This is a genomic window from Bacillus sp. RE35 (genome assembly GCF_052146655.1).
Taxonomy (GTDB): domain Bacteria; phylum Bacillota; class Bacilli; order Bacillales; family Bacillaceae_G; genus Bacillus_A; species Bacillus_A cereus.
Genome location: NZ_CP197377.1, coordinates 773,562 through 795,096 on the forward strand (window position 1 = coordinate 773,562; position 21,535 = coordinate 795,096).

Consider the following 21,535-nt stretch of genomic DNA (forward strand, 5'->3'; position numbering starts at 1 on the left):
CTTTCTGTTTACGAATAATTTTCACAACAGTTATATATAATATTCGTTTTTTATCTATTTTGCAATAGTTTTGCATAAAAAGTTTATAACAATTCATATTTTGTGTCTTAAATTCGAATATTAATCGTAAAACGATGTGTGAATTTCAGCTTTTTATTGTGCACATGCTAAGGAAAAGGAGTTGAAAGCAGCTATGCCACAGCAAAAAAACTTTATAACAATGCCTGCGCAACATCAAAATAAGCAGCCAGGTATTGAATCATTAATGAGCCCCCTTCCGCAGTTTGAAGATGCAAACTATAAAGGAAGTGAAAAGTTAAAAGGGAAGAATGTGTTAATTACGGGAGGAGATAGCGGAATTGGACGAGCAGTTTCCATCGCTTTTGCAAAAGAGGGAGCAAATGTTGCGATTGCTTATTTAGATGAGGAAGAAGATGCAAATGAGACGAAACAACGTGTTGAAAAAGAAGGTGTAAAGTGTGTATTGTTGCCGGGGGATTTGAGTAATGAACAGCATTGTAAAGATATTGTGGAAGAAACCGCCCGGCAGTTAGGTAGTTTAAATATTTTAGTGAATAACGTTGCACAGCAATATCCGCAGCAAGGGCTAGAGTATATTACAGCAGAACAGCTAGAAAAAACATTTCGTATTAATATTTTTTCTTATTTTCACGTTACGAAAGCAGCCCTTTCTCATTTGAAGAAAGGGGATGTCATTATAAATACGGCATCTATCGTTGCATATGAAGGAAATGAAACGTTAATTGATTATTCCGCAACGAAAGGAGCAATCGTAGCTTTTACAAGATCACTTTCTCAATCGTTAGTGCAAAAAGGGATTCGGGTAAATGGTGTTGCACCAGGCCCGATTTGGACACCGCTTATTCCATCGAGCTTTGATGAGAAGAAAGTCTCTCAGTTTGGGAGCAATGTCCCGATGCAACGGCCTGGTCAACCATATGAATTAGCGCCGGCATACGTATACTTGGCATCTGGTGATTCATCCTATGTTACTGGGCAAATGATACATGTAAATGGGGGCGTTATTGTAAATGGATAGTTTTCATTTATAAGAGCAAAGTAATGTTAATTCCACTTATTATAGGGAGCGCTAGGGGGGATATAGCTGAAAAAGTTATGTTTCATCATACTATTATTTTTCATCCTACCGGTTAGTGCTTTTGCTAATACAGATCATTTAATATTAGTAAATCTTACGACGAACCAGTTGTCTTTTTTTGAAAATGGAAATTACACAAAAACATTTCCAGTAACGACTGGAAGAGATCGTACACCTACGCCTGAAGGTAATTTTTGTATTATAACTAAATTTAAAAATAAAGAATACCATCGAAAAAAAATACCTGGGGGTGCACCGAATAACCCTCTTGGTACGAGGTGGCTTGGACTAGATAAGAATGAATATGCAATTCACGGGACGAACCGGGAATGGACGATTGGAAGTAGGGAATCAAATGGCTGTATTCGTATGCATGACAGGGATATACAATGGTTATATGACCGAGTACAATTACAAACAAAAGTAATCATTTCTCGTTTTCATACGAGCCCCGAATATGAAGCGAATAAACTTGGTTATCGCGTTGTGAGCTGGAATGGTCGAAAAATAGAAAAAGAACAAATTGGAGTACTTACGTTAGTAGACCGCGCGGATATATATTGGCAAGAACCAAATGGACAGTTAACGAAAGTGAAAACGGTATTGCCAAATGAAAGATATCCAGTGTACTCAAAACGAAAAGATGGAATATATTATATAGGAAACAATTCGTATATTATAGATGAAACAGGAGAGAAAGTTCGTTACGAGCAAATTCCTTCTTCGATTTTAAGTAATATATATAAACGGAAATACAATGTTCCGTAATGGCTACCGTATTATAGACGGTAGCTTATTTATACTTGGAGTTTAACTGCAACTATTGTATTTTGCTGAATATAATACAGTACAGATAGGGGGCGGTTATATTATGAAAAGTGAATTTGCGTTTAAAGTTTTCTTAGTAACGACCTGTTTATTTATCGTGTATTTATATGCGTTTCTCGTCTTTTCTTTTTATGTTCCATATGTTGATTTAATATTATTCTTCGGATTTATTTGGGCGTTTGTGAAAGCGAGGGAAGGAGAGAAGAGTATATATCGGCGCATTACCCTATGCGGGACGGCCGTTCTCGTTATTTTGTACTTTTTTATTATGCATGATTTTTGGAGAGGAATGTAAAAAAAGCATACGATTAATCGTATGCTTTTATATCTGTTAATGATGGAAGAGAGGCAATTGCACCGTAATTTGTACATGTGATAGCGCCTACTTTATTTGCAAAGGAGATAAATGCTGTTAAGTCTTTGAAATGATACGAAAGTGTATGTTCACTTTGGGCAATCTGATATAACATTGCTCCAACGAAAGCGTCACCAGCACCAGTTGTATCGACTTGTTGAATGGAAATAGAAGAGACAATAGTTTGACCTTCATTTGTCGCAAGAAGGGTACCGTCTTTTCCAAGTGTAATAGCTACTACTTTTGCGCCATAATTTAATAATTTGAGTGCAGCTTGTTGTAAATCACTCTCTTTAGAGAGCATAGTAGCTTCCTCTTGACTTACTTTTACGAAGTGTGCATGTTTTATAAAGGTTAGACAATCTTGAGAGAATTGTTCTGTATTTGTAATGAGTGCACTTCGATAATTTGGATCAAAAGAAATGAAATGGCCTTTATCTTTCGCATATTGTAACAACTGAAAATACGTTTCTTTTAATGGGCTTGATAGTAAAGCTGTCGCTGAACCGAAATGTATTAAATCATTCGTTTGTATTTTTGATAAATCAATGCTATTGAATTGATATTCACCATCTGCACCACGCATAAAAGTAAAATCACGTTCGCCATCTTGATTGATGGATACGAATGCAAGTGTTGTTTGTTTATCTTTTATGAGCATGGATGTATCGACTTGCGCACGCTGTAAAGTTTGTTCAAGAAACTCACCAAATGGGTCGTTTCCTACTTGCCCCATAAATGTAGCGTGTCCACCTAATTTTGTAATCGCAGCAGCAACGTTAGCGGGTGCTCCACCAGCTTTTTTTTCGAAATCTGAACCGTTTACTAAAGAAACATTAGTATTTCGGCACACAAAATCAATTAATAGTTCACCTATACAAAAGACATTTCTCATACAATCCCTCTTTTCAGCTTATATTGTGTGATGGTAAAGTTTAGTTTTGCATCTGAAAAGATTGCGATATGATGTTTCATGTCTTTTCGAGGAAAAACTCGGGACGTAAAGACTGTTGAACCATCGTATAAGAAAATTTCCACGATGCTTTTATCTACAAATATTTGTAGTTCTATCGTATCTTGAATATCGATTTTTTTACAGCGTTCAAATCCATATTCTCCGCCAAATTGATGGTAGAAGTTGCCCCTGTCTATAGAAATAGTACCTTGTTCCCGATTAAATGTAATGGGGAAACATTCCTCCTCATTGTGGAAGAGAGAAAGACCAAAACGTTTTGCATCTTCTGTTTTAAGTGTAACAATTAATTCATAGGAGTCTTCATCATCAAGCGTTGATAATACATTTAATCCAGCTGTTATATCTCCTGAAATGTCTTTTTTTGTTGTTCGTAGTTTTGTTAATTCTGAAACTGGTTTTTGTTTTAAGATGTTATCTTCTAATGTTAATTCACGTGGAAGTGTTAGGCAATGAGCCCACATATAATCATCAGAAGGATATGTGATTTCACTTGATCCTGCCCAAGCAAACAATAGGCGACGACTAGTAGAGTCTTCTAAAGTTTGAGGGGCATAAAAATCGAACCCTTTATCAGCTTCGTAATAGGAATCAACATGGAAATATAAATTTTTAATATCGAAATGGCCTATAGCATAAACGACATTGTATACATTGTGAAAGTTTTCTCCGTCTTTTTCAATTCCTTGCGGTGAAAAGAGAAGTACATCTTTCCCTGATAATTGGAAGTAATCGGGGCATTCCCACATAAATCCGAATTCTTTTAAGTTTGTTGTAATTTCGCCTTGGAAATGCCAATTGTATAGGTCTTGTGATTTGTATAGTAATAGAGTTCCTGTTTTATTTTCACGTTGGGCACCGAGTAACATATAGTACATATCATTATGTTTCCAGACTTTTGGATCACGTACATGTTTTGTATATCCGTCAGGAATTATATCAATAACAGGATTATTACTATATTTCGTCATCGTATATTGTGAATCCATTGTTGCCATACATTGTTTTGCATCACGGGAATCATCAGGCTTTTTTATATTCCCTGTATAAAGTAGATGAAGAAGGCCATCTTTTACGATAGCACTACCAGAATATGCACCGTGTGATTCATAGCTTTCAGTAGGGATGATGGCTACAGGCATACGCTCCCAGTTAATAAGGTCTTTTGACCTCACATGCCCCCAATGCTTCATTCCATGAATGGGACCAAATGGATACCACTGATAAAAAACGTGATATTCATCATTGTAGTATGATACACCGTTAGGATCATTCATTAATCCAAATGGTGGGTGGATATGATAAATTGGTTTCCATGAATCTTGGTTTGCAATTTCATATAAAGAATGTAATTCGTCTTTATTAGATTGCAGTATTGTTTTATATTTTGACATAGGTTTTCACCCCGTTATTATTTACTTTCTTTATATAAAATGAATGTGGCAACAAAAGCAGTGATAACTGCAATAGCGAAACCAATTATATAGTGAATCATGTTCATCATGCCAAGAGGTGCAACAATTGTAAGCATCGGAATACCTGTTAAACCGTATGCATTAGCCGCTACTTGCATCCAAACAACGTAAGCGCCTCCAATTGCGCCGCCAATAGCTGCTGCAATAAATGGTTTACCAAGTTTTAAATTGACACCAAAGATAGCTGGTTCTGTAATTCCTAAAAATGCTGAAGCTGCTGCTGGAATTGCAATTTTTTTCGTTTTTTTGTTTTTTGTTTTGAAATAGACAGCTAAAGTAGCACCGCCCTGTGCAACGTTCGCCATTGACCAAATAGGGAGTAAGAAATTGACACCGATATCTTTATTTGCGAGTAAGCCCGCTTCAATAGCGTGAAAACTATGATGTAAGCCAGTAAGAACGATTGTTGAATACAATCCACCGAATATAAGTCCAGCTACTGGTCCTGCAAATTGATAAATTGTATTTAAAAGGTACGTAATGCCGTCACCGATTTTATATCCAATTGGTCCGATAATAATAAGTGATAAAAAGCCAGTTATAATAATTGTTAAGAATGGTGTAACTAATAAATCTAAAGAGTTCGGAACACGTTTTCGAAGTTCTTTTTCAATTGTACTCATAACATATACACATAATAAAATAGGTAAAACAGTACCTTGATAGCCAATCATATCAATATCCATACCAAGGAAATGTAAAACAGTGGGTTTTGCATTTGAAAGAGTCCAAGGATTTGTTAAGCTTGGGTGAGTTAATATACCACCAACAACTGCACCTAAGAAAATGTTTCCACCAAATTCTTTAGCGGCACTAACTCCAATTAAAATAGGTAAAATGATGAAAGCTGCACTTGAGAACATATCAAGTAATTGGATAAGTGAGTGATCTCCAGGAACTAATTTAAACGCTTTCAACATTCCGAGTAGACCCATAAGTAAACCGCTTGCAACGATAGCTGGAATAATTGGAACAAAAATATTAGATAGTGTCTTTGCTAGGCGGGCGACAGGATTCATTTTTTTCTTAGGTATATCGTTTGATGTTGTAGAATCTAGTTCAGCTATTCCAATTAGTTTTGAGAATTCATCATATACTTTGTTTACTATGCCAGTTCCAAAAATAATTTGATATTGCTCGGTCGTTGCAAAAGCACCTTTTACTCCATCGATGTTTTCGATTTCTGCAGCGTTTATTTTCGTATCATCCTTCAATATAAGACGAAGGCGAGTCGCGCAATGTGTGGCACGAACAATGTTTTCCTTTCCACCAATATTCTGTATTACTTGAGTTGCAATTTGTTTCATATCCATAAAAATTCCCCCTTACTATAAATTTTCTTTTGTGGAACCGGTTCCGCAAAAAATTAAAATAAAAAACAGGGAAATGATGTTGAAAATCCTGTTTTTAAAATGTGGAACCGGTTTTAATTTTATTATAGAGCGCCTTTATATTTTGTCAACGCTTTCTTGGATTTTTAATGTATAACGAGAGTGTAATATTTTTGGTATAGTTTTGTTTTCAACAAGCTGTGAAAGAGAAGTGGCAGCAAGCTTTCCAGCATACTCATAGTCAAACGCAATTGTCGTTAAACTAGGGTGTACCATTTCTGAAATATCATATCCACCGAATCCTGTTACAGAAATATCACCTGGTACAGAAAGAGAGTGGGAGTGAATGACTTTCATTGCGCCAAGAGCGATGTTATCTGTAGCACATACGATAAGAGTTGGGCGATTATTATCTAAGATATGTTGTACTTGTTTCATGGCATCTTCTATGCGGAAAGTTGTTTCGTAATATGAAACGTTGCAAGTCGGTTCTAAATTTTCAATTGCTTTTTGAAAACCATTTTTTCGATTTATTCCAACAGAAATATCATCTTTTTCTATCCCTAAATAAGCAATATGTCGATGGCCTTGCGATAAAACGTATGCCCCTAACTCATAAGCTGCATCATAATCATCGTGAACGAGGCAATATTGATCTTTATATTCTTGCCCGACGAATAAAATAGGGATGTTTGAATTAGCCATAATTTTTTGATGTTCATTCGTCAATGTTTTTGTTAATAAAATAATGCCAGCTACCTTTTGTTTTATAAAGTTTTCAATTGCTTGTATTTCAGTTCCGATTGTTTGATTTGCATTTGCTACAAGCATTTGATAGTTATTTTCCTGTAATGTTTTATCGATCCCGATAAGTGTTTTCATTGTAGCGAAGGAGTCTAATCGGGGGATGATGACACCAATTAAATTTGTTGTTTTTGCTTTTAAACTTTGAGCAAATGTATTGGGAGAGAAATTTGTTTCTTGAATAATACCTTCGATTTTAAGTTTTGTTTTATCACTTACATATCCGCCGTTTAAGTAACGAGAGACTGTGCTTTTTGCAACTCCAGCCAATTTGGCGATATCTGCAATTGTTTTAGCCATAGTATTTCACCTTCGTATTCATAAAAATGTTAACTTTATTATAGGGAGAATTAGAGATGACGTAAACAAGAAGAGGGAAAGAAAAAACCACCTCACGTATATGAGGTGGAATAATTGTTAATATCTAGGCTTAAATGTATGACAACAAGTCTCTACACTCGTTGCTACAGAACTTTCTAGCGTCTCGTTTGTTAAAACAGCAGCTGTATATGAATCATTTTCAGTTTGACCAGTTTCATCTGCATCAGGCTGAACGATGATCGCACTTGCTTGACAAAAGTTACCTTGTCCCCAAAAAGAACAGTTGGAAACAGAACATCTTACTTCTGGCATAAAACCCCCTCCTTATACATTAGTGTGGGATTTTACGCCCATTTCATGTGTAGAAGGAGTTTCCTTTTCTCGTTACTTTTTCGTTTGTTCAAGCCATTCTTTTAATTTGTCTTTCGGCTGTTCACCGCTAATACGGCTCACTTCTTTGCCATCTTTAAAATGAATGATTGTTGGTGTACCTTGAATTTTATATTCATCCCAAGGAACATCTAATTTTTCAATATCCATAACTTTCATATCAACGTTCAAGTCTTTAGCCATTGGCACTACGACAGGAGATAATTTTTGGCAATGAACGCAAGATGTTTGATAAAAGTATACTGTTTCTTCTTTTTTCTCTTTTAAGTTCTTTTGAAGATCTGAAAGTGAGATTTTATTTGTGTAGTAATCAGGACCATCTGTTTGACTACCAGTAGCATTATCAATTTTTTGGCTAGTTGAAGCGTTTTTTTCTTCCATTTGTGTTACAGCGAAAATTGCCGCAAACAAGGCGATAATAATACCACCAAATATAAGCATTTTTTTCATTCTTTCATCTCCTTATTTGTTTTTGATGACAATAAAGCTACAAACAGCGATTGTAATAAAGCCGATAAGTGCTAAAAACGGGATTGTCACAAAGCCGAACCAGTTTATGTATTCTCCCGTACATGGTACACGTCCACAAGCTGCCCCAGCAGCTGAAAATGCTGCGACTTTTTGAATTGCATAGTGATATAAAGAAATACAAGCACCAATAGTTGCGATTGGTAAAGAATAACTTGCAATGCGATAATCTTTCTTTGCTACAGCGATACCGAGCCATAAAACGAATGGATACATAAAAATACGTTGATACCAACAAAGAACACAAGGCTCAAATTTCATGATTTCGGAAAAGTACAGACTTCCTAGTGTAGCGATAAAAGAAGCTCCCCATGCGGTAAGTAAAGCATATTCTTGCTTTTTTTCTCGTCCCATATTTTATACCTCTCTTATAATAGTTACATACTAAATTATAGTATGAAGTGGTATGGAAAAGAAAGAAAAAATATGTTTATCAATAAAAGTTTTATAAGGAGAAACTTTTATTGATATAAACATTTTAAAAAAGCGCCATTCTCCGAAAGAGAATAGCGCTATATTTTACATTTGAATTTGTTCTACTTCTTCTACATGCGACTTTTGGGATGCGTGGTCAATATATTGAAATAGGAGCTGCAATTGTTTATCAACTTCTGGCAGTTCTTTACTGTATTGATAAGCGTGTAAAAAATGCTCAATACGTTTAGAAAATAATTGATCGTTCGTTTGAACCATGAGAACGAGTAATTTATCCCAATTACAGCAATACGTGTAATAGAGAGCTTTATCATAGTCGTTATATGTTTGCACTGTGTACCCTCCTTACCGAGAGTTATATATAGTGTGTGATAAGTAAGGGGAAATACACTTGAAAGAATTTGTTAAGAAAAAAAGTGAATGAAAAGAAAAAACGAGGAGTTTCCTCGTTTTTTAAGCTTTTGGCATTGGCGTAGGTGTTGGTTTGCCATAGCCTTCTTTGTATTTATTATCGATATAGTTACGAATTTCAAGCGTTGATTTTCCTTTTTGTTTCATGGAAGCAGATTCAACTGCGATTTCTAGGCAATTGACGCAAGTCGTTGCGTGGGAATCCCAAACAACTTCACCATTCTTTTTAATTTCACGAATAAAGCAGTTTTTATTATTTTTATGTCCTACACTTTCACCGCAACCACAATAGCATGGAATCCAATCTAATAGCTCTGCATTTTGTCCAGCGACGGTGTAAATATCTTTCATTTGTGGATCAAGCTTATCTAGGAAGGTCGGAAGTGTGTCGACTCCTTTTGTTTTCTCTTGAATGTCAGCTTGCTGAGTGTGCGATGCGTGGTCATGTTCTTCTTTTTTTGATTCAGAAGATTTTTGGTCATTTGTACTAGTACTTCCGCACCCAGCAAGAATTAAGCTTAGTACTGCAAGTAAAGAAAATACATACTTTTTCATTCGCTTGTCCCCTTTACAAATGTATTAATCAAATTGTATCAGACTAAGGGACACCTAGGGAGAAGTTTTTTTTGAACGATTTTTGAAGTGCCATCGTAATGAATGGAATAGAAATAAAATCGGGATATAAGCGTATACAATATATAAGCCAGCTTGAGAAAGCACTGTATTTAATGTATTGATACTTTCGCGGTTTGTGAAAAATAATGAAGCTATAAAGACGATGGAAATAAAAAACGGTAATGTAAATTTAAATGAAATATGAAAGGAACGCTTCATCGTTTGACATGATGACCAAATAGTTAAGCAGAGGTTTGGTAAAATAATTAAAAACCAAACGAAAATAATAATATATTCAAAGCGCTGGATAAAAGGAACTTTAATTATTTTTAACATCGTTAAAGTAGGCCATATAGTACGATTTAATTGTCCCTCGCTATAATACATAAAAGATACGATAGCTAAAACTACATAAATTAAGGTGCTAAAAGCAATTCCAGCATGGGCCCATCGCTTTAAAGATTTTCCTTTTTCAATAAAGGGATAAAAGATAAGAATTGTTTCAAACCCTAGAAATTCCAATGCAGAGTGTTTTGCAGATATAAGCATGTCAAAAGGTGAATGTGTAAAAATAGGTAAAATATTACGAAAATGTGCATACTTCATCGGATAGACTAAAAAGAATACAACGAACATAGGAAGAACAATACCCCAAAAACATATCCCTGTCACAGAACGGAAGCCACCTTTTATAATGTAGTAAGTGACTAATAAAAACATAAGCGTAAGTTTCCATAACTTAATGGTAGGGAAAATCCAAACTTGTATCACTTCCATATATGTACGAAGAACAGTAAGGCAAAATAATAAGCAATAAAGAGTGAAAATTACAGAAAATATAGAGCCAACCCATTTTCCAAAGGTTGTTGTATGAATGCTAATTAAATCTCCGTCTTTTTCAAGCATTTTTAACATACAAAACAGCACAATATGAGTTGCAATTCCCGCAATAATAAGAGAAATCCAGGCATCATAACCAGCGTTTTTTAAAATTACACGTTGATATCCGAGAATTCCTATACCAATCTGGAGAGAATGCAATAAAATAAATGCAAAATATGGAGAGACTGTCTTTGTTTTATTCATTGTATTCATTGTATTCATTGCTTATTTCACCTCACTATTCTCCGATTCCAGATTGTACAATATTAAGATCTAAATTTACATCCACCGCTACATTTTTATACATATTTCGAATTTGTGTTATATTCCATTTTCTCGTATGGCTTCTAATTTCATCTCGTATTCCTAAAGGATCAATTTCCTTTTCTTGAAATTGTTTTATTAGATCTTCACAGTCTTTTTCAACATTTCGTTCAATTTGTTTTTTTATATAGTTGATATTTGTTTCTTTTCTTAAATCAATCCAATTAGGAGAGTTTTTAATTAATCCATTTAATTTTAAATGGATTTTTACTTTTGGTATGTCGCCAGTTTGATCTATATTATACTTATTTTCCCCAGCTAAGTTTTGTATAACAACCATACCTTTATGTTTATCCTTTTTTATCGCTGCTTCGTAACGTCCATTTTTCGTAGGATTAATAAGTAATTTTGCTAAAACAGAATGTCTTTTATCCGTATACATGACGACTTTATCGCCTTTTAAAAAGGCAAGCCCTTTGACAGCGACAGAATGATTATCGTCCATTTTAATATAAGGAACATAGGCATCACATACGGAAGAGTAATAATTATATAAAAAAATGTTTAATTCGGTTTGTGGAATGTTTTCATTTCTTATATTTTGTTCGAGTAAATCAGCAATATATAAAGACCCATTTTTTTTTCCGTAATTTAAAAGCTCTTCAGCCGATCCATCTACAATTGCTAGTTGTACATCGCGTCCGATATTTGGGTCACGTTGTAAGTTAGTAATAATCTCTCCCATTCCGCGTTCTCCTAGAGCTTTTCCAAATAGGACAACACGCATTTGACCTAAAACGACATTGTGAGGAGATTTAGCATTTAATCGTGAAGCGATTGTTTCAAGTGAACGAGCAGATGTTGATTGCGTCTCTGGCTTAGATTTTACACCATGTGTGTATTCAGGGAATAAGATAGTTCCTTGGAATCTTTTGTTTTTTGTGATGTCAAATCCAGCAATATGAATAATACGCTGTGCATCCACTATATACGTTTGTGTACAGCCAGTTTGTAAAACGAAGAAGATAATGATAAGGTGCAATAAAACTTTTTTCATTCATTCTCACCATCACGTTTTTGCTTCGATTTGTTTGGATTATAGCGCCATTTTGATTTTGGTCTAAGAAAAGAAGGTCTTTGTGCCGTTTGACTAAATGGTAATCGAAGAAAACCTTCTGCTGTACTTAAACCACGAAATGGATATAAAGGTAATAAATAAGGTGATCCAAGTGATTTTAATTTAATTAAATGAGCTAAAATAAATACAAATCCGACAATAAGGCCTAATCCTCCGAATGCACCGGCTAAAAGAATAAGAGGAAAGCGTAACAACCGGATAGTAGAAGACATCTTTACAGTCGGTGTTGTGAAAGATGCAAGAGCGGATAAAGCAACTGCAATTAATAAAATTGTACTTGTCAAAGCCGCTTCAACAGATGCTTGGCCAATTACAATCCCCCCAACAATCCCAATCGTTTGTCCGACTTTTGTCGGTAAACGCGCTCCCGCTTCACGAAGTAATTCGATTGTAATTTCTAAAAAGAGTGCTTCTAGAATAGGAGGGAAAGGTACGTTAGCTCTCGAGAAAATAATAGGACCTAGTAAATCGGCAGGAATCATTTGATAATGATATGTTAAAGCCGCTGTATAAATAGCGGAGGAAAACAGAGAAAATATAGCTCCGAAAAAACGAATAATACGAAAGAACGATCCAATCATCCACGGTAAATAATAATCTTCTGGTGAAATGAAAAAATCCAGTAACGTTGTTGGTCCTGATAAAGCATATGGAGAGCCATCTGTTAAAATTAAAACTTCCCCGTTAATTAATGCAAATACAGCTCGATCTAATCGTTCTGTAGGTAATAGAACAGGAAAAGGTGAATTGCTATTATCACTAATAAATTGCTCAATCATAGTTGAATCAAATGGGACATCAAAGTCAATGTCTTCTAGCCGTTGAATTGCGGTGTTGACAAATTGTTCATTTGTAATTCCTTCTATATAAGCAACTGCTACTTTTGTTTTTGATATAGATCCGACGGTAACTTCTTTAAAAATGAGTTGCTCCGTTACGATATTTCGGCGTAATAAGTGGATATTTGTATCAAGGTTTTCAACGAAACCGATTTTAGGCCCGATTACGCTATACTCATTTTCTGTATCGTTATATAATCGTTTTCCTAAAACAGTACTTTCGGCACGAATTAAAGCATATTGATCAGGATTCGAATTGTTTTTTAAGCGTATTAAAATATATCCACCTAATAATTTTTCACGAATATCATCAATAGAAGGGGAGGTAATAATGTCTTCAATAGAGATAATATTACATAAATCAGAGATGTTTTGGATTTGTTCCGATTCCTTTTTTATAGGAGTTAAAATGAATTGTTTAATAATAAGTGCTTCCACGACAGATTTATAATAAAACAAGCACAACGTTTCATCTTTAAGTATGTTATAAGAGACAAAATCGCTTGATTCTTTCATGGTTTGTATAAATTCTGGGATAGAACAAAGTGTTTTTGTATTAGTCTTTTTTGATTTCTTAGATGATAAACCGAACATTTTCTCACCCCTAACTTACATCATTTACTTGTGTTAGTTTTTGGGAAAGACGGGAATTTATACTTAAAAATTGAAAGTTCATAAAGAAAAGGAAGAGTAGTGAAAGCCTCTTCCTTTTTAGCATTTTAATTTGTTTTTTGTTCTTTAATAGACTTCACTAATTTCATCATTTCCGCTCGTATATCTTCTCTTTTTACATTTAATTTTTCGGCAATTTGTTTAATGTCCATTCCATCTTTTTTCATTTTTAATACATCATCAAGAGGGGTATTGCTTTTTTGAGAGATGATTGTTAACACAGTAAGATGACGCAATTTGATGTTATATTCTTTCATTTTTTGCTTTAGCTGATCAGGTGTGGATTTTTGCATAGTTGCTAACTGTTGTAGCAGTGCTTGCTTTGTTTCTTTATTCATATGATGCTTTTTCAGCTTACTTGGATCTACACCGAAATGCTCGGCTGTTTTCTCCCAAGATTTATTTTGCTTATAGTAAGCTAAAACATCTTTTATTTCTTTATTACTAATTCTTGCAATATGAGCAGCTTTCCAAATTTCATGTTTGTTATAGCCGAGTTTTTCTAGCGATTGCACTTCTTCTTCTGGAATTGGTTTATGGTGATGCATTGTTACTTCTTTTGGTGTGGCAGCGGATGTAGGGAAGGTGGATATCCCGCATAATAATGCTGCCATAGTCATACAAACAGCGATTTTTTTGTACATGTAAACTCCTCCTAGATGGATAATGTAGAAAACTGTACACATATCATTTCCATAAAATGTGAAATACTTGTGAACAAATCAAGTTTTTTTATTCACAGTATGAAATGACGTTTTTAGAAGTTTTCCAACATAAAACATTGATTAATAGTAAAAAACTAAGGTATAATCGAAATTGAAAATCAATATCAATGATGACGATAAACTTATACATATAGATAAAAATAAGGGAGAGATAAATATGACTACATATACTTCCATCGCTAATGTGATTAAAGAAAGACGCTCTGTTCGTACATTTACAGACAAAGCAGTAGAAAAAGATTTATTAATTGAACTATTAAACGATGCAACATGGGCACCAAATCATAAGCACCGTGAACCATGGAATTGTAAACTATACATCGGAGAAGGCCGCAAGAAATTAGTAGATGCAGTATTAAACTCTTTCACGGAAGAAGAAAGAGCGAAACGCGGTAAAATTTTATCAGATCGTTTTTTAAGCACGCCTGCACAAATCGTTGTATATATAAATGAAGATCCGCGTCAAATTCAACGTGATGAAGATTATGCTGCAACATGTGCATTCATGCAAAACTTCCAACTTCTTGCTTGGGAACGCGGATTAGGTTGCGTTTGGAAATCAGGCGGATTAAACTACAATCCATTATTTATAGAAGGAATCGGTTTAACAAGAGGCCAACGTATCGTTGGAATTCTTCATATCGGCTATTTCGATAAAGCGCCAGAAGGAAAAGCACGTACTCCGATTACGGAGAAGATGGAGATTATTGAAGGTTAATAGATGAGACATTCTCGTTTTTGCGGGGGTGTCTTTTTATTATGCAATCAATCCTCATGAAAGCTTGTTCTTCATCATACACTTTCTTAAGGGAAAGTGTAAGGAGGGAAAATAATGAGAGCAAGTGATGATAAAGCACTGCAATATGCGATTGCGGAAATTACGGAAATTGCGACTGGATTTGGGCTTGATTTTTATCCGATGCGTTATGAAATATGTCCAGCGGAAATTATTTATACATTTGGTGCATATGGGATGCCGACAAGGTTTTCACATTGGAGTTTTGGAAAACAATTTTTCAGAATGAAATTACAATACGATTTAGGACTTAGTAAAATATACGAACTCGTTATTAACTCTGATCCATGTTACGCCTTTTTATTAGATACGAACTCTTTAATTCAAAACAAATTAATTGTAGCGCACGTTTTAGCACACTGTGATTTCTTCAAAAATAATATTCGTTTTTCAAATACGAAGCGAGATATGGTAGAGAGTATGGCGGCAACAGCGGACCGTGTGAAAGCGTATGAGCATAAGTACGGAAAGGCAGAGGTAGAAACATTTTTAGATGCCGTACTTGCCATTCAAGAGCATATTGATCCGTCGCTTATGCGTCCGAAGCTCGCATGGAGTATTGATGATTTAGAAGAGGAAGAAGTAGAAAAGAAAAAGGTGTCGCAATACGATGATTTATGGAATTTAGATAATCGCAATAAAAAGCAGGAACGTTCCAATGTGCGTAAAAAGAAGAAAATTCCACCACAACCAGAGAAAGATTTACTTCTCTTTATTGAAGAATATAGCCGTGAATTAGAAGATTGGCAGCGTGATATATTAACGATGATGCGCGAAGAAATGTTATATTTTTGGCCACAGCTTGAAACGAAAATCATGAACGAAGGCTGGGCATCCTACTGGCATCAACGCATACTTCGTGAAATGGACTTAACCTCTGATGAAGCAATTGAATTTGCGAAATTAAATGCAGGTGTTGTACAGCCATCAAAAACAAGTATTAATCCATACTACCTCGGTATTAAAATCTTTGAAGATATTGAAGAACGGTACAATAATCCGACTGAAGAAATGAAACGACGAGGCGTAAAACCAGGATCTGGCCGTGACAAAATGTTTGAAGTACGCGAAATTGAATGGGACGTATCGTTCCTAAGAAACTACTTAAATAAAGATCTTGTTATGCGAGAAGATATGTACTTATTCCAGCGCCAAGGAAAAGAATATAAAGTAATAGATAAAGAATGGGAGAATGTGCGTGATCAACTCGTAAATATGCGGACAAATGGTGGGTTCCCGTACTTAGTAGTAGAAGATGGAGACTACTTAAAGAACGGAGAATTATACATTAAACATAGTTACGAAGGAATCGAGCTCGATTTAAAATACTTAGAAAAAGTATTACCATATCTTCATCAGCTATGGGGAAGAACGGTGCATATGGAGTCCATTGTGGAGAGTAAGGGCGTTGTGTTTTCTTATGATGGGAAGATGGTGCATCGGAAGTATGTGTGAGGGGAAGAACGGACATAGGATACTGTGTCCGTTTTTTTTTATTTAAAATAGGAAAAATATGCTATTCTTGAAAAAAGGGAGTTACATAGAGAAATGGAGTGATCCAAATGAGCAAAATAGGGGTATGTAAGGTTGATATTACGCCGCCTGTAGGTATTGATTTTGTCGGATATCATAGAGAGACAGGCATAAATAATGTTGAAGAACGTATTTACGGGACAGTTTTTGTATGTGAAAAAGATGAAATGAAAACGAATTCGTTTTTTGTTTACCAGACAGGTCGTATATTTGATGATAATTTCTCTGTATTTTCTTTAGTAACGAATGTTGTTAAATCTTCTTTTAGCATCTGCATTCGTTCTGTACCTATGTTTTCAATCCATCGCTGTTCTATTTCAGCTACTATTTCTTCTTTTGCTTTCATTACTGACAAACCACGTGCGGTTAAAACGATGATTTTACCTCTTTTATCAGTAGGATGTGTTTTGCGTGTAACGTAGCCATTACTCTCAAGAGAATCCACCATTTTACTTACAGCTTGTTTGGAAATCCCCAAATACTCAGCTAGCTCTATACCAGTTGCCCCATTAGGAAGGATGCGTTTGAACATAAAACCATGTGCTGGCCTAATATCTTCAAATCCTAATTCACTTAATTTGTCATGTAGCTCAGTGATTAATGTGCTAAATGATAATGATAAAAGCGATGTAAGATCTAACTCGTTAAATGTTTGATCCATGTATATAACCTCCGCGCTTGTAGTCAATTAAGTTGACTATATGTAATGCCTATTGTACTATACATAATATAGTCAATCAAATTGACTATATTATGTCGGTAGAACAAATAATGATTTATATAATATAGAATCAATGGAGGTTTCACATGGTTAATATCGTGAAAATTAGAGGGAGTGTATTTGCACCGTATGCATCGCTGGAACCTATTAAGGACCCTGCAACAGGAAGAGTGTTTGAATATGCTGGAGATGCACGTGAGTTTACACCACAAGCTGTGAACACAAAGCGTTCAAGGTTAGAACAAGAAGTGAATATTGATTTTTATAAAAGAGAAATTTTCACATATGCAGATGCTTGTATCGTCACCGTGAAGATTACAAATTCAGATGGCTCAATTGAGTATCAAAAGGGAGAAACAAGTACAGAAAACATTGTATGTACAAATATTGTATGGAGTGAAGATGAAGTTTCATTTGAAATGAGAGCAAGTGCAAGTAATCCTTTAAACGCAGCAGCACCTGCAGCTGATTATTTTTTGACTATACGAGCTAATGAAAGTGGCACTGTGAATATTGAAGGTGTACATGATGGTTTCCCTTGCTATGAATTTTATAAACAAGTAGATTTTGGTTCGTTTGAATTGATATACACACATGATTTCAGAAAAACGGATGATACCCCAGCAGCACTAGCTGGAGAGATGGAATATAGCTTTAAAACGACAGTCTAAACATAAATATAGCGCTATTTTTTAGAAGGAAATAGAAAAGTAAAAGAGAAATCTATTGGTTTTAGGATTGAAATTATGGTCTGTTTTATTTAATAAGCATTCAGCATCTAAAATAAAATTATAGAGGTGTTTCTTATGACTAATATCGTGAAAATTAGAGCCAGTGTATTTATTCCAATGTCTTGGACTGAGGCTAAGAAGGATATGGAAACAGAAAAAGTAATTCAATTCGAAGGTGATTCACGTGAATTCACACCGTATGCGGTAAATGCGATGCGCTCTAGAGTTGAGCAAGAGGTAGTAGTTGATTTCTATAAAGAAGAAGTGTTTTCATATGCGAACACGGGTATTACGACCGAGAAGATTACAAGTCCAGATGGTTCTGTGAGTAAAAGAACAGGGAAAGCAAGTACAGAAAATATTGTGTGCACTGATATCACATGGAATTCTGAAGGTGTGCAATTCAAAATGAGTGCGAGTGCAAGTAATCCATTAAATGTATATGCACCTCCTGTGGATTATGTATTAAATGTATGTGTGAAACAGGATGGTAGTATTGATATTCAAGGGGAGCATGATGGATTCCCTTGTTTTGAATTTTATAAGCAAGTAGATTTCGGTTCATTTGAAAAAATATATACACATGATTTTAGAGAAACTGGTGATACAGCGGCAGCCCTAGGCGGGAACATGGAGTATAGTTTTACAAAGAGATTATAGGAAGTATGATAATAGAACGATGGATTGATTCATTCGTAAAGAACTTGGAAATATCTAAGTTCTTTTTTTGTTTCAAATTTGTGAAAGACATATTGATTGAAATTAAATTTTTTATAATTTATTATATACCCGTACAGGTATAGGTTTTATATGTGTGATATATGAGGGAATTAAATAATAAATAGTATGGAGGTTTGACATATGTCTAGAAAAATTGTTGTAGTAGGCGGAGTTGCTGGCGGGGCATCAGTAGCTGCAAGGCTTCGTCGTTTAAGTGAGGAAGATGAAATTATTATGTTTGAACGCGGTGAATACATTTCGTTCGCAAACTGTGGATTGCCATATTATATTGGCGGTGTCATTACAGAAAGACAAAAGTTATTAGTACAAACTGTTGAAAGGATGTCAAAACGTTTTAATTTAGATATACGTGTATTGAGTGAAGTTGTAAAGATTAATAAAGAAGAGAAAACAATTACGATAAAGAATGTAACTACAGATGAAACATATAACGAGGAATATGATGTTTTGATTCTTTCACCAGGGGCGAAACCAATTGTTCCACCTATTCCGGGCATTGAAGAAGCGAAGGCGTTGTTTACGTTACGAAATGTACCTGATACAGATCGTATAAAAGCGTATATTGATGAGAAGAAACCACGTCATGTGACGGTTATTGGTGGAGGATTTATTGGAGTGGAAATGGTTGAGAATTTAAGAGAACGCGGGATTGAGGTTACTCTTGTAGAGATGGCAAATCAAGTGATGCCACCAATTGATTACGAAATGGCGGCATATGTACATGAGCATATGAAGGTGCACAATGTTGAGCTTGTTTTTGAAGATGGTGTAGATGCGTTAGAAGAGAATGGGACTGTTGTACGTTTAAAAAGTGGCTCAGTTATAAAAACAGATATGATTATTTTAGCAATTGGTGTACAACCAGAGAGTAGTTTAGCGAAAGATGCAGGATTAGCATTAGGAGTTAAAGGAACGATAAAGGTAAATAAGAAATTTCAAACATCTGACCCATATGTATATGCAATTGGTGATGCGATTGAAGTGAAAGATTTTGTTACAGAAACAGAAACGATGATTCCTTTAGCGTGGCCAGCTAATCGTCAAGGTCGCATGTTAGCAGATATTATTCATGGGCATACAGATTCTTTATATAAAGGTACGATGGGAACTTCTGTGGCTAAAGTTTTTGATTTAACAGTTGCTTCGACTGGAGTAAATGAGAAAATATTAAAACGATTAAATATACCCTATGAGGTAGTACATGTACAGGCAAATTCTCATGCGGGATACTATCCGAATGCTACGCCAGTGCTAATAAAATTAATCTTTAATAAAGAAAGCGGAAAAATTTACGGAGCACAGGCTTTAGGGCGTGATGGAGTAGATAAGCGTATCGATGTTATTGCAACGGCAATGAAGGCAAATTTAACTGTAATCGATTTACCAGATTTAGAATTATCATATGCCCCGCCGTATTCTTCTGCAAAAGATCCAGTAAACATGGTGGGGTATGCCGCAAGTAATATAGTAGATGGTTTTGTGGACACAGTGCAATGGCATGAAATAGATCACATTGTTGAAAATGGTGGGTACCTTATTGATGTTCGAGAGCCTAACGAACTAAAACAGGGAATGATTGAAGGCTCTATTAATATTCCGTTAGATGAATTACGTGATCGATTGGATGAAGTGCCAATGGAAAAAGAAATATATATCACTTGCCAACTTGGTATGAGAGGGTATGTTGCAGCGCGTATGTTAATGGAAAAAGGATATAAGGTAAAGAATGTAGATGGTGGTTTTAAATTGTATGGGACAGTATTGCCAGAACGTGTTGTATATTGATATTTTTCATCTTCTACTTCAAGATTTAGTGAAAGATGAAAACCTATAGATTAAGGTTTTAATTTTTGTTTCGCGAACATATAAGACAAAAATTAAAAATAGGGGTTTACAAAATACCCTATAGGGTATAATATATTGTCATAGGTTATAAATGGTGACATAATGGTAATGAGGTGATTATAGAATGGAATATAATCAAGATATGAAAAATAGATTGAAACGTATTGAAGGTCAAGTTCGTGGTGTGCTTCGTATGATGGAAGAAGGAAAAGATTGCCGAGAAGTTATTACACAGTTAACAGCATCTCGTTCTGCACTTGATCGTACAATTGGACTCGTTGTTGGAACGAATTTAGAGCAGTGTTTGCGTGAACAGTTTGAAAGTGGTAATGGTTCAAATGAAGAGTTAATTAAAGAAGCTGTTCAATTACTTGTAAAAAGCCGATAATCTGTCAAACGTAAGTGTTGACAGATTTTCAAAAACGTTTTAATATACCCCTACAGGTATTTGTATATGAATTGTGGAGGAATCGATTATGAGTATAAAAGTGGATATGAGTTTAGATTGTAAAGGTTTGGCTTGTCCGATGCCTATTGTGAAAACGAAGAAGGCGATAGAAGGATTGGCACCAGGGCAAGTGATTGAAGTTAAGGCAACAGATAAAGGATCTACGGTAGATATAAAAAGTTGGGCGAGTAAAGTAGGACATCAATATATCGGGACGAAACACGAGGGTGATGTATTGGTGCATTATGTTAGGAAAGCAAACGAGCATGAAGTGAATGAAGTTGTGAAATATCCACATACAATTACGAATGCAGAATTACAGTCTATATTGTCTCATGGAGAAGAGAGCATTGTATTAGATGTTCGCGAAGCAGCGGAATTTGCTTTTGGCCATATTCCATCCGCCATTTCGGTGCCATTAGGTGAATTAGACAGTGCAGTATTAGATAAGATGAAGCAAATTTATGTTATTTGTCGAACTGGTAACCGTAGTGATGTAGCTTGCCACATGTTGAAAGAGAAAGGTTATGCAAATGTGAAAAATGTCATCCCAGGCATGTTAGAGTGGAAAGGGAATATAGAGAAGTAAATTTTTTTGAAAGAAAATATACCTA

24 protein-coding genes and 1 pseudogene are annotated in these 21,535 nt (G+C 35.1%); 11 read left to right on the forward strand and 14 right to left on the reverse strand.

Features of this window, described 5'->3' with window-relative positions; genetic code table 11:
- Nucleotides 1–193 precede the first annotated feature (193 nt).
- From ACTL4X_RS03995 to ACTL4X_RS04005, 3 genes are all read left to right on the forward strand, one after another.
- Complete coding sequence (locus tag ACTL4X_RS03995; protein WP_001136261.1) at nucleotides 194–1,060, forward strand: SDR family oxidoreductase; 867 nt, start codon at nucleotides 194–196, stop codon at nucleotides 1,058–1,060.
- Between the two features lie 66 nt (nucleotides 1,061–1,126).
- Nucleotides 1,127–1,888 (forward strand): L,D-transpeptidase, encoded by a 762-nt coding sequence (locus ACTL4X_RS04000; RefSeq protein ID WP_025921749.1) that lies wholly within the window; start codon nucleotides 1,127–1,129, stop codon nucleotides 1,886–1,888.
- Between the two features lie 103 nt (nucleotides 1,889–1,991).
- Nucleotides 1,992–2,243: a hypothetical protein gene (locus ACTL4X_RS04005; RefSeq protein WP_000834195.1), complete on the forward strand. Its 252-nt coding sequence runs from the start codon at nucleotides 1,992–1,994 to the stop codon at nucleotides 2,241–2,243.
- Nucleotides 2,244–2,256: 13 nt separating this feature from the next.
- On the opposite strand, the gene ACTL4X_RS04010 is transcribed toward ACTL4X_RS04005, so the two are convergent.
- The 13 genes from ACTL4X_RS04010 to ACTL4X_RS04070 form a co-directional block, all read right to left on the reverse strand.
- Complete coding sequence (locus ACTL4X_RS04010; protein ID WP_071740633.1) at nucleotides 2,257–3,198, reverse strand: carbohydrate kinase family protein; 942 nt, start codon at nucleotides 3,196–3,198, stop codon at nucleotides 2,257–2,259.
- Complete coding sequence (gene scrB, locus ACTL4X_RS04015; protein WP_000049750.1) at nucleotides 3,195–4,670, reverse strand: beta-fructofuranosidase; 1,476 nt, start codon at nucleotides 4,668–4,670, stop codon at nucleotides 3,195–3,197. Before scrB ends, ACTL4X_RS04010 begins: the two co-directional genes overlap by 4 nt.
- A gap of 17 nt (nucleotides 4,671–4,687) precedes the next feature.
- A complete protein-coding gene (locus ACTL4X_RS04020) occupies nucleotides 4,688–6,064 on the reverse strand; it encodes a sucrose-specific PTS transporter subunit IIBC (protein WP_071740634.1) in 1,377 nt (458 codons plus the stop codon).
- Between the two features lie 135 nt (nucleotides 6,065–6,199).
- Nucleotides 6,200–7,186 (reverse strand): LacI family DNA-binding transcriptional regulator, encoded by a 987-nt coding sequence (locus ACTL4X_RS04025; RefSeq protein WP_071740635.1) that lies wholly within the window; start codon nucleotides 7,184–7,186, stop codon nucleotides 6,200–6,202.
- 117 nt (nucleotides 7,187–7,303) lie between these two features.
- Complete coding sequence (locus ACTL4X_RS04030) at nucleotides 7,304–7,519, reverse strand: DUF1540 domain-containing protein (RefSeq protein WP_001115482.1); 216 nt, start codon at nucleotides 7,517–7,519, stop codon at nucleotides 7,304–7,306.
- A 72-nt stretch (nucleotides 7,520–7,591) separates the two neighbouring features.
- Nucleotides 7,592–8,047 carry a thioredoxin family protein gene (locus tag ACTL4X_RS04035; RefSeq protein WP_000738436.1) on the reverse strand — a complete coding sequence of 152 codons (456 nt, stop codon included), beginning with the start codon at nucleotides 8,045–8,047 and terminating at the stop codon, nucleotides 7,592–7,594.
- A 12-nt stretch (nucleotides 8,048–8,059) separates the two neighbouring features.
- Nucleotides 8,060–8,479, reverse strand: coding sequence for a disulfide formation protein C (locus tag ACTL4X_RS04040; RefSeq protein ID WP_000532265.1), 420 nt, complete (start codon nucleotides 8,477–8,479; stop codon nucleotides 8,060–8,062).
- A gap of 165 nt (nucleotides 8,480–8,644) precedes the next feature.
- Complete coding sequence (locus ACTL4X_RS04045; protein ID WP_001195459.1) at nucleotides 8,645–8,893, reverse strand: YhdB family protein; 249 nt, start codon at nucleotides 8,891–8,893, stop codon at nucleotides 8,645–8,647.
- A gap of 120 nt (nucleotides 8,894–9,013) precedes the next feature.
- Nucleotides 9,014–9,526 carry a PCYCGC domain-containing protein gene (locus ACTL4X_RS04050; RefSeq protein ID WP_000761036.1) on the reverse strand — a complete coding sequence of 171 codons (513 nt, stop codon included), beginning with the start codon at nucleotides 9,524–9,526 and terminating at the stop codon, nucleotides 9,014–9,016.
- 54 nt (nucleotides 9,527–9,580) lie between these two features.
- Nucleotides 9,581–10,681, reverse strand: a complete 1,101-nt coding sequence (locus ACTL4X_RS04055) for a GerAB/ArcD/ProY family transporter (protein ID WP_071740653.1) — start codon at nucleotides 10,679–10,681, stop codon at nucleotides 9,581–9,583.
- Between the two features lie 25 nt (nucleotides 10,682–10,706).
- Entirely contained in the window at nucleotides 10,707–11,789 is a 1,083-nt protein-coding gene (locus ACTL4X_RS04060) for a Ger(x)C family spore germination protein (protein ID WP_441394985.1), read from the reverse strand.
- The gene (locus ACTL4X_RS04065; RefSeq protein ID WP_071740637.1) at nucleotides 11,786–13,303 is read right to left on the reverse strand and encodes a spore germination protein; all 1,518 of its coding nucleotides are present in this window, start codon (nucleotides 13,301–13,303) and stop codon (nucleotides 11,786–11,788) included. Before ACTL4X_RS04065 ends, ACTL4X_RS04060 begins: the two co-directional genes overlap by 4 nt.
- Before the next feature lie 125 nt (nucleotides 13,304–13,428).
- The gene (locus ACTL4X_RS04070; protein ID WP_000276968.1) at nucleotides 13,429–14,025 is read right to left on the reverse strand and encodes a hypothetical protein; all 597 of its coding nucleotides are present in this window, start codon (nucleotides 14,023–14,025) and stop codon (nucleotides 13,429–13,431) included.
- Between the two features lie 238 nt (nucleotides 14,026–14,263).
- Here ACTL4X_RS04070 and ACTL4X_RS04075 point away from each other — a divergent pair, with 238 nt between their 5' ends.
- The 3 genes and pseudogenes from ACTL4X_RS04075 to ACTL4X_RS04085 form a co-directional block, all read left to right on the forward strand.
- Nucleotides 14,264–14,824, forward strand: a complete 561-nt coding sequence (locus tag ACTL4X_RS04075; protein WP_000214819.1) for a nitroreductase family protein — start codon at nucleotides 14,264–14,266, stop codon at nucleotides 14,822–14,824.
- A gap of 114 nt (nucleotides 14,825–14,938) precedes the next feature.
- Nucleotides 14,939–16,357 carry a stage V sporulation protein SpoVR gene (spoVR, locus tag ACTL4X_RS04080; RefSeq protein WP_001202702.1) on the forward strand — a complete coding sequence of 473 codons (1,419 nt, stop codon included), beginning with the start codon at nucleotides 14,939–14,941 and terminating at the stop codon, nucleotides 16,355–16,357.
- A 107-nt stretch (nucleotides 16,358–16,464) separates the two neighbouring features.
- Nucleotides 16,465–16,615: pseudogene (locus ACTL4X_RS04085) on the forward strand (neutral/alkaline non-lysosomal ceramidase N-terminal domain-containing protein); the annotation flags it as partial.
- Between the two features lie 10 nt (nucleotides 16,616–16,625).
- Here ACTL4X_RS04085 and ACTL4X_RS04090 read toward each other — a convergent pair.
- On the reverse strand, nucleotides 16,626–17,096 hold the full coding sequence (locus tag ACTL4X_RS04090; RefSeq protein ID WP_139847157.1) for a MarR family winged helix-turn-helix transcriptional regulator: 471 nt from the start codon (nucleotides 17,094–17,096) through the stop codon (nucleotides 16,626–16,628).
- Nucleotides 17,097–17,242: 146 nt separating this feature from the next.
- Between ACTL4X_RS04090 and ACTL4X_RS04095 the strand changes: the two genes are divergently transcribed.
- The 5 genes from ACTL4X_RS04095 to ACTL4X_RS04115 all read left to right on the forward strand — a co-directional run bounded on the left by ACTL4X_RS04095 (nucleotide 17,243) and on the right by ACTL4X_RS04115 (nucleotide 21,510).
- Nucleotides 17,243–17,827, forward strand: coding sequence for a DUF3238 domain-containing protein (locus tag ACTL4X_RS04095; RefSeq protein ID WP_000247265.1), 585 nt, complete (start codon nucleotides 17,243–17,245; stop codon nucleotides 17,825–17,827).
- Nucleotides 17,828–17,962: 135 nt separating this feature from the next.
- The gene (locus tag ACTL4X_RS04100; protein ID WP_000182101.1) at nucleotides 17,963–18,547 is read left to right on the forward strand and encodes a DUF3238 domain-containing protein; all 585 of its coding nucleotides are present in this window, start codon (nucleotides 17,963–17,965) and stop codon (nucleotides 18,545–18,547) included.
- 201 nt (nucleotides 18,548–18,748) lie between these two features.
- Entirely contained in the window at nucleotides 18,749–20,413 is a 1,665-nt protein-coding gene (gene cdr, locus ACTL4X_RS04105; protein ID WP_078187585.1) for a CoA-disulfide reductase, read from the forward strand.
- A gap of 184 nt (nucleotides 20,414–20,597) precedes the next feature.
- On the forward strand, nucleotides 20,598–20,861 hold the full coding sequence (locus ACTL4X_RS04110) for a metal-sensitive transcriptional regulator (RefSeq protein ID WP_000456206.1): 264 nt from the start codon (nucleotides 20,598–20,600) through the stop codon (nucleotides 20,859–20,861).
- An 88-nt stretch (nucleotides 20,862–20,949) separates the two neighbouring features.
- Nucleotides 20,950–21,510 (forward strand): sulfurtransferase TusA family protein, encoded by a 561-nt coding sequence (locus ACTL4X_RS04115; RefSeq protein ID WP_000023951.1) that lies wholly within the window; start codon nucleotides 20,950–20,952, stop codon nucleotides 21,508–21,510.
- Nucleotides 21,511–21,535 lie beyond the last annotated feature (25 nt).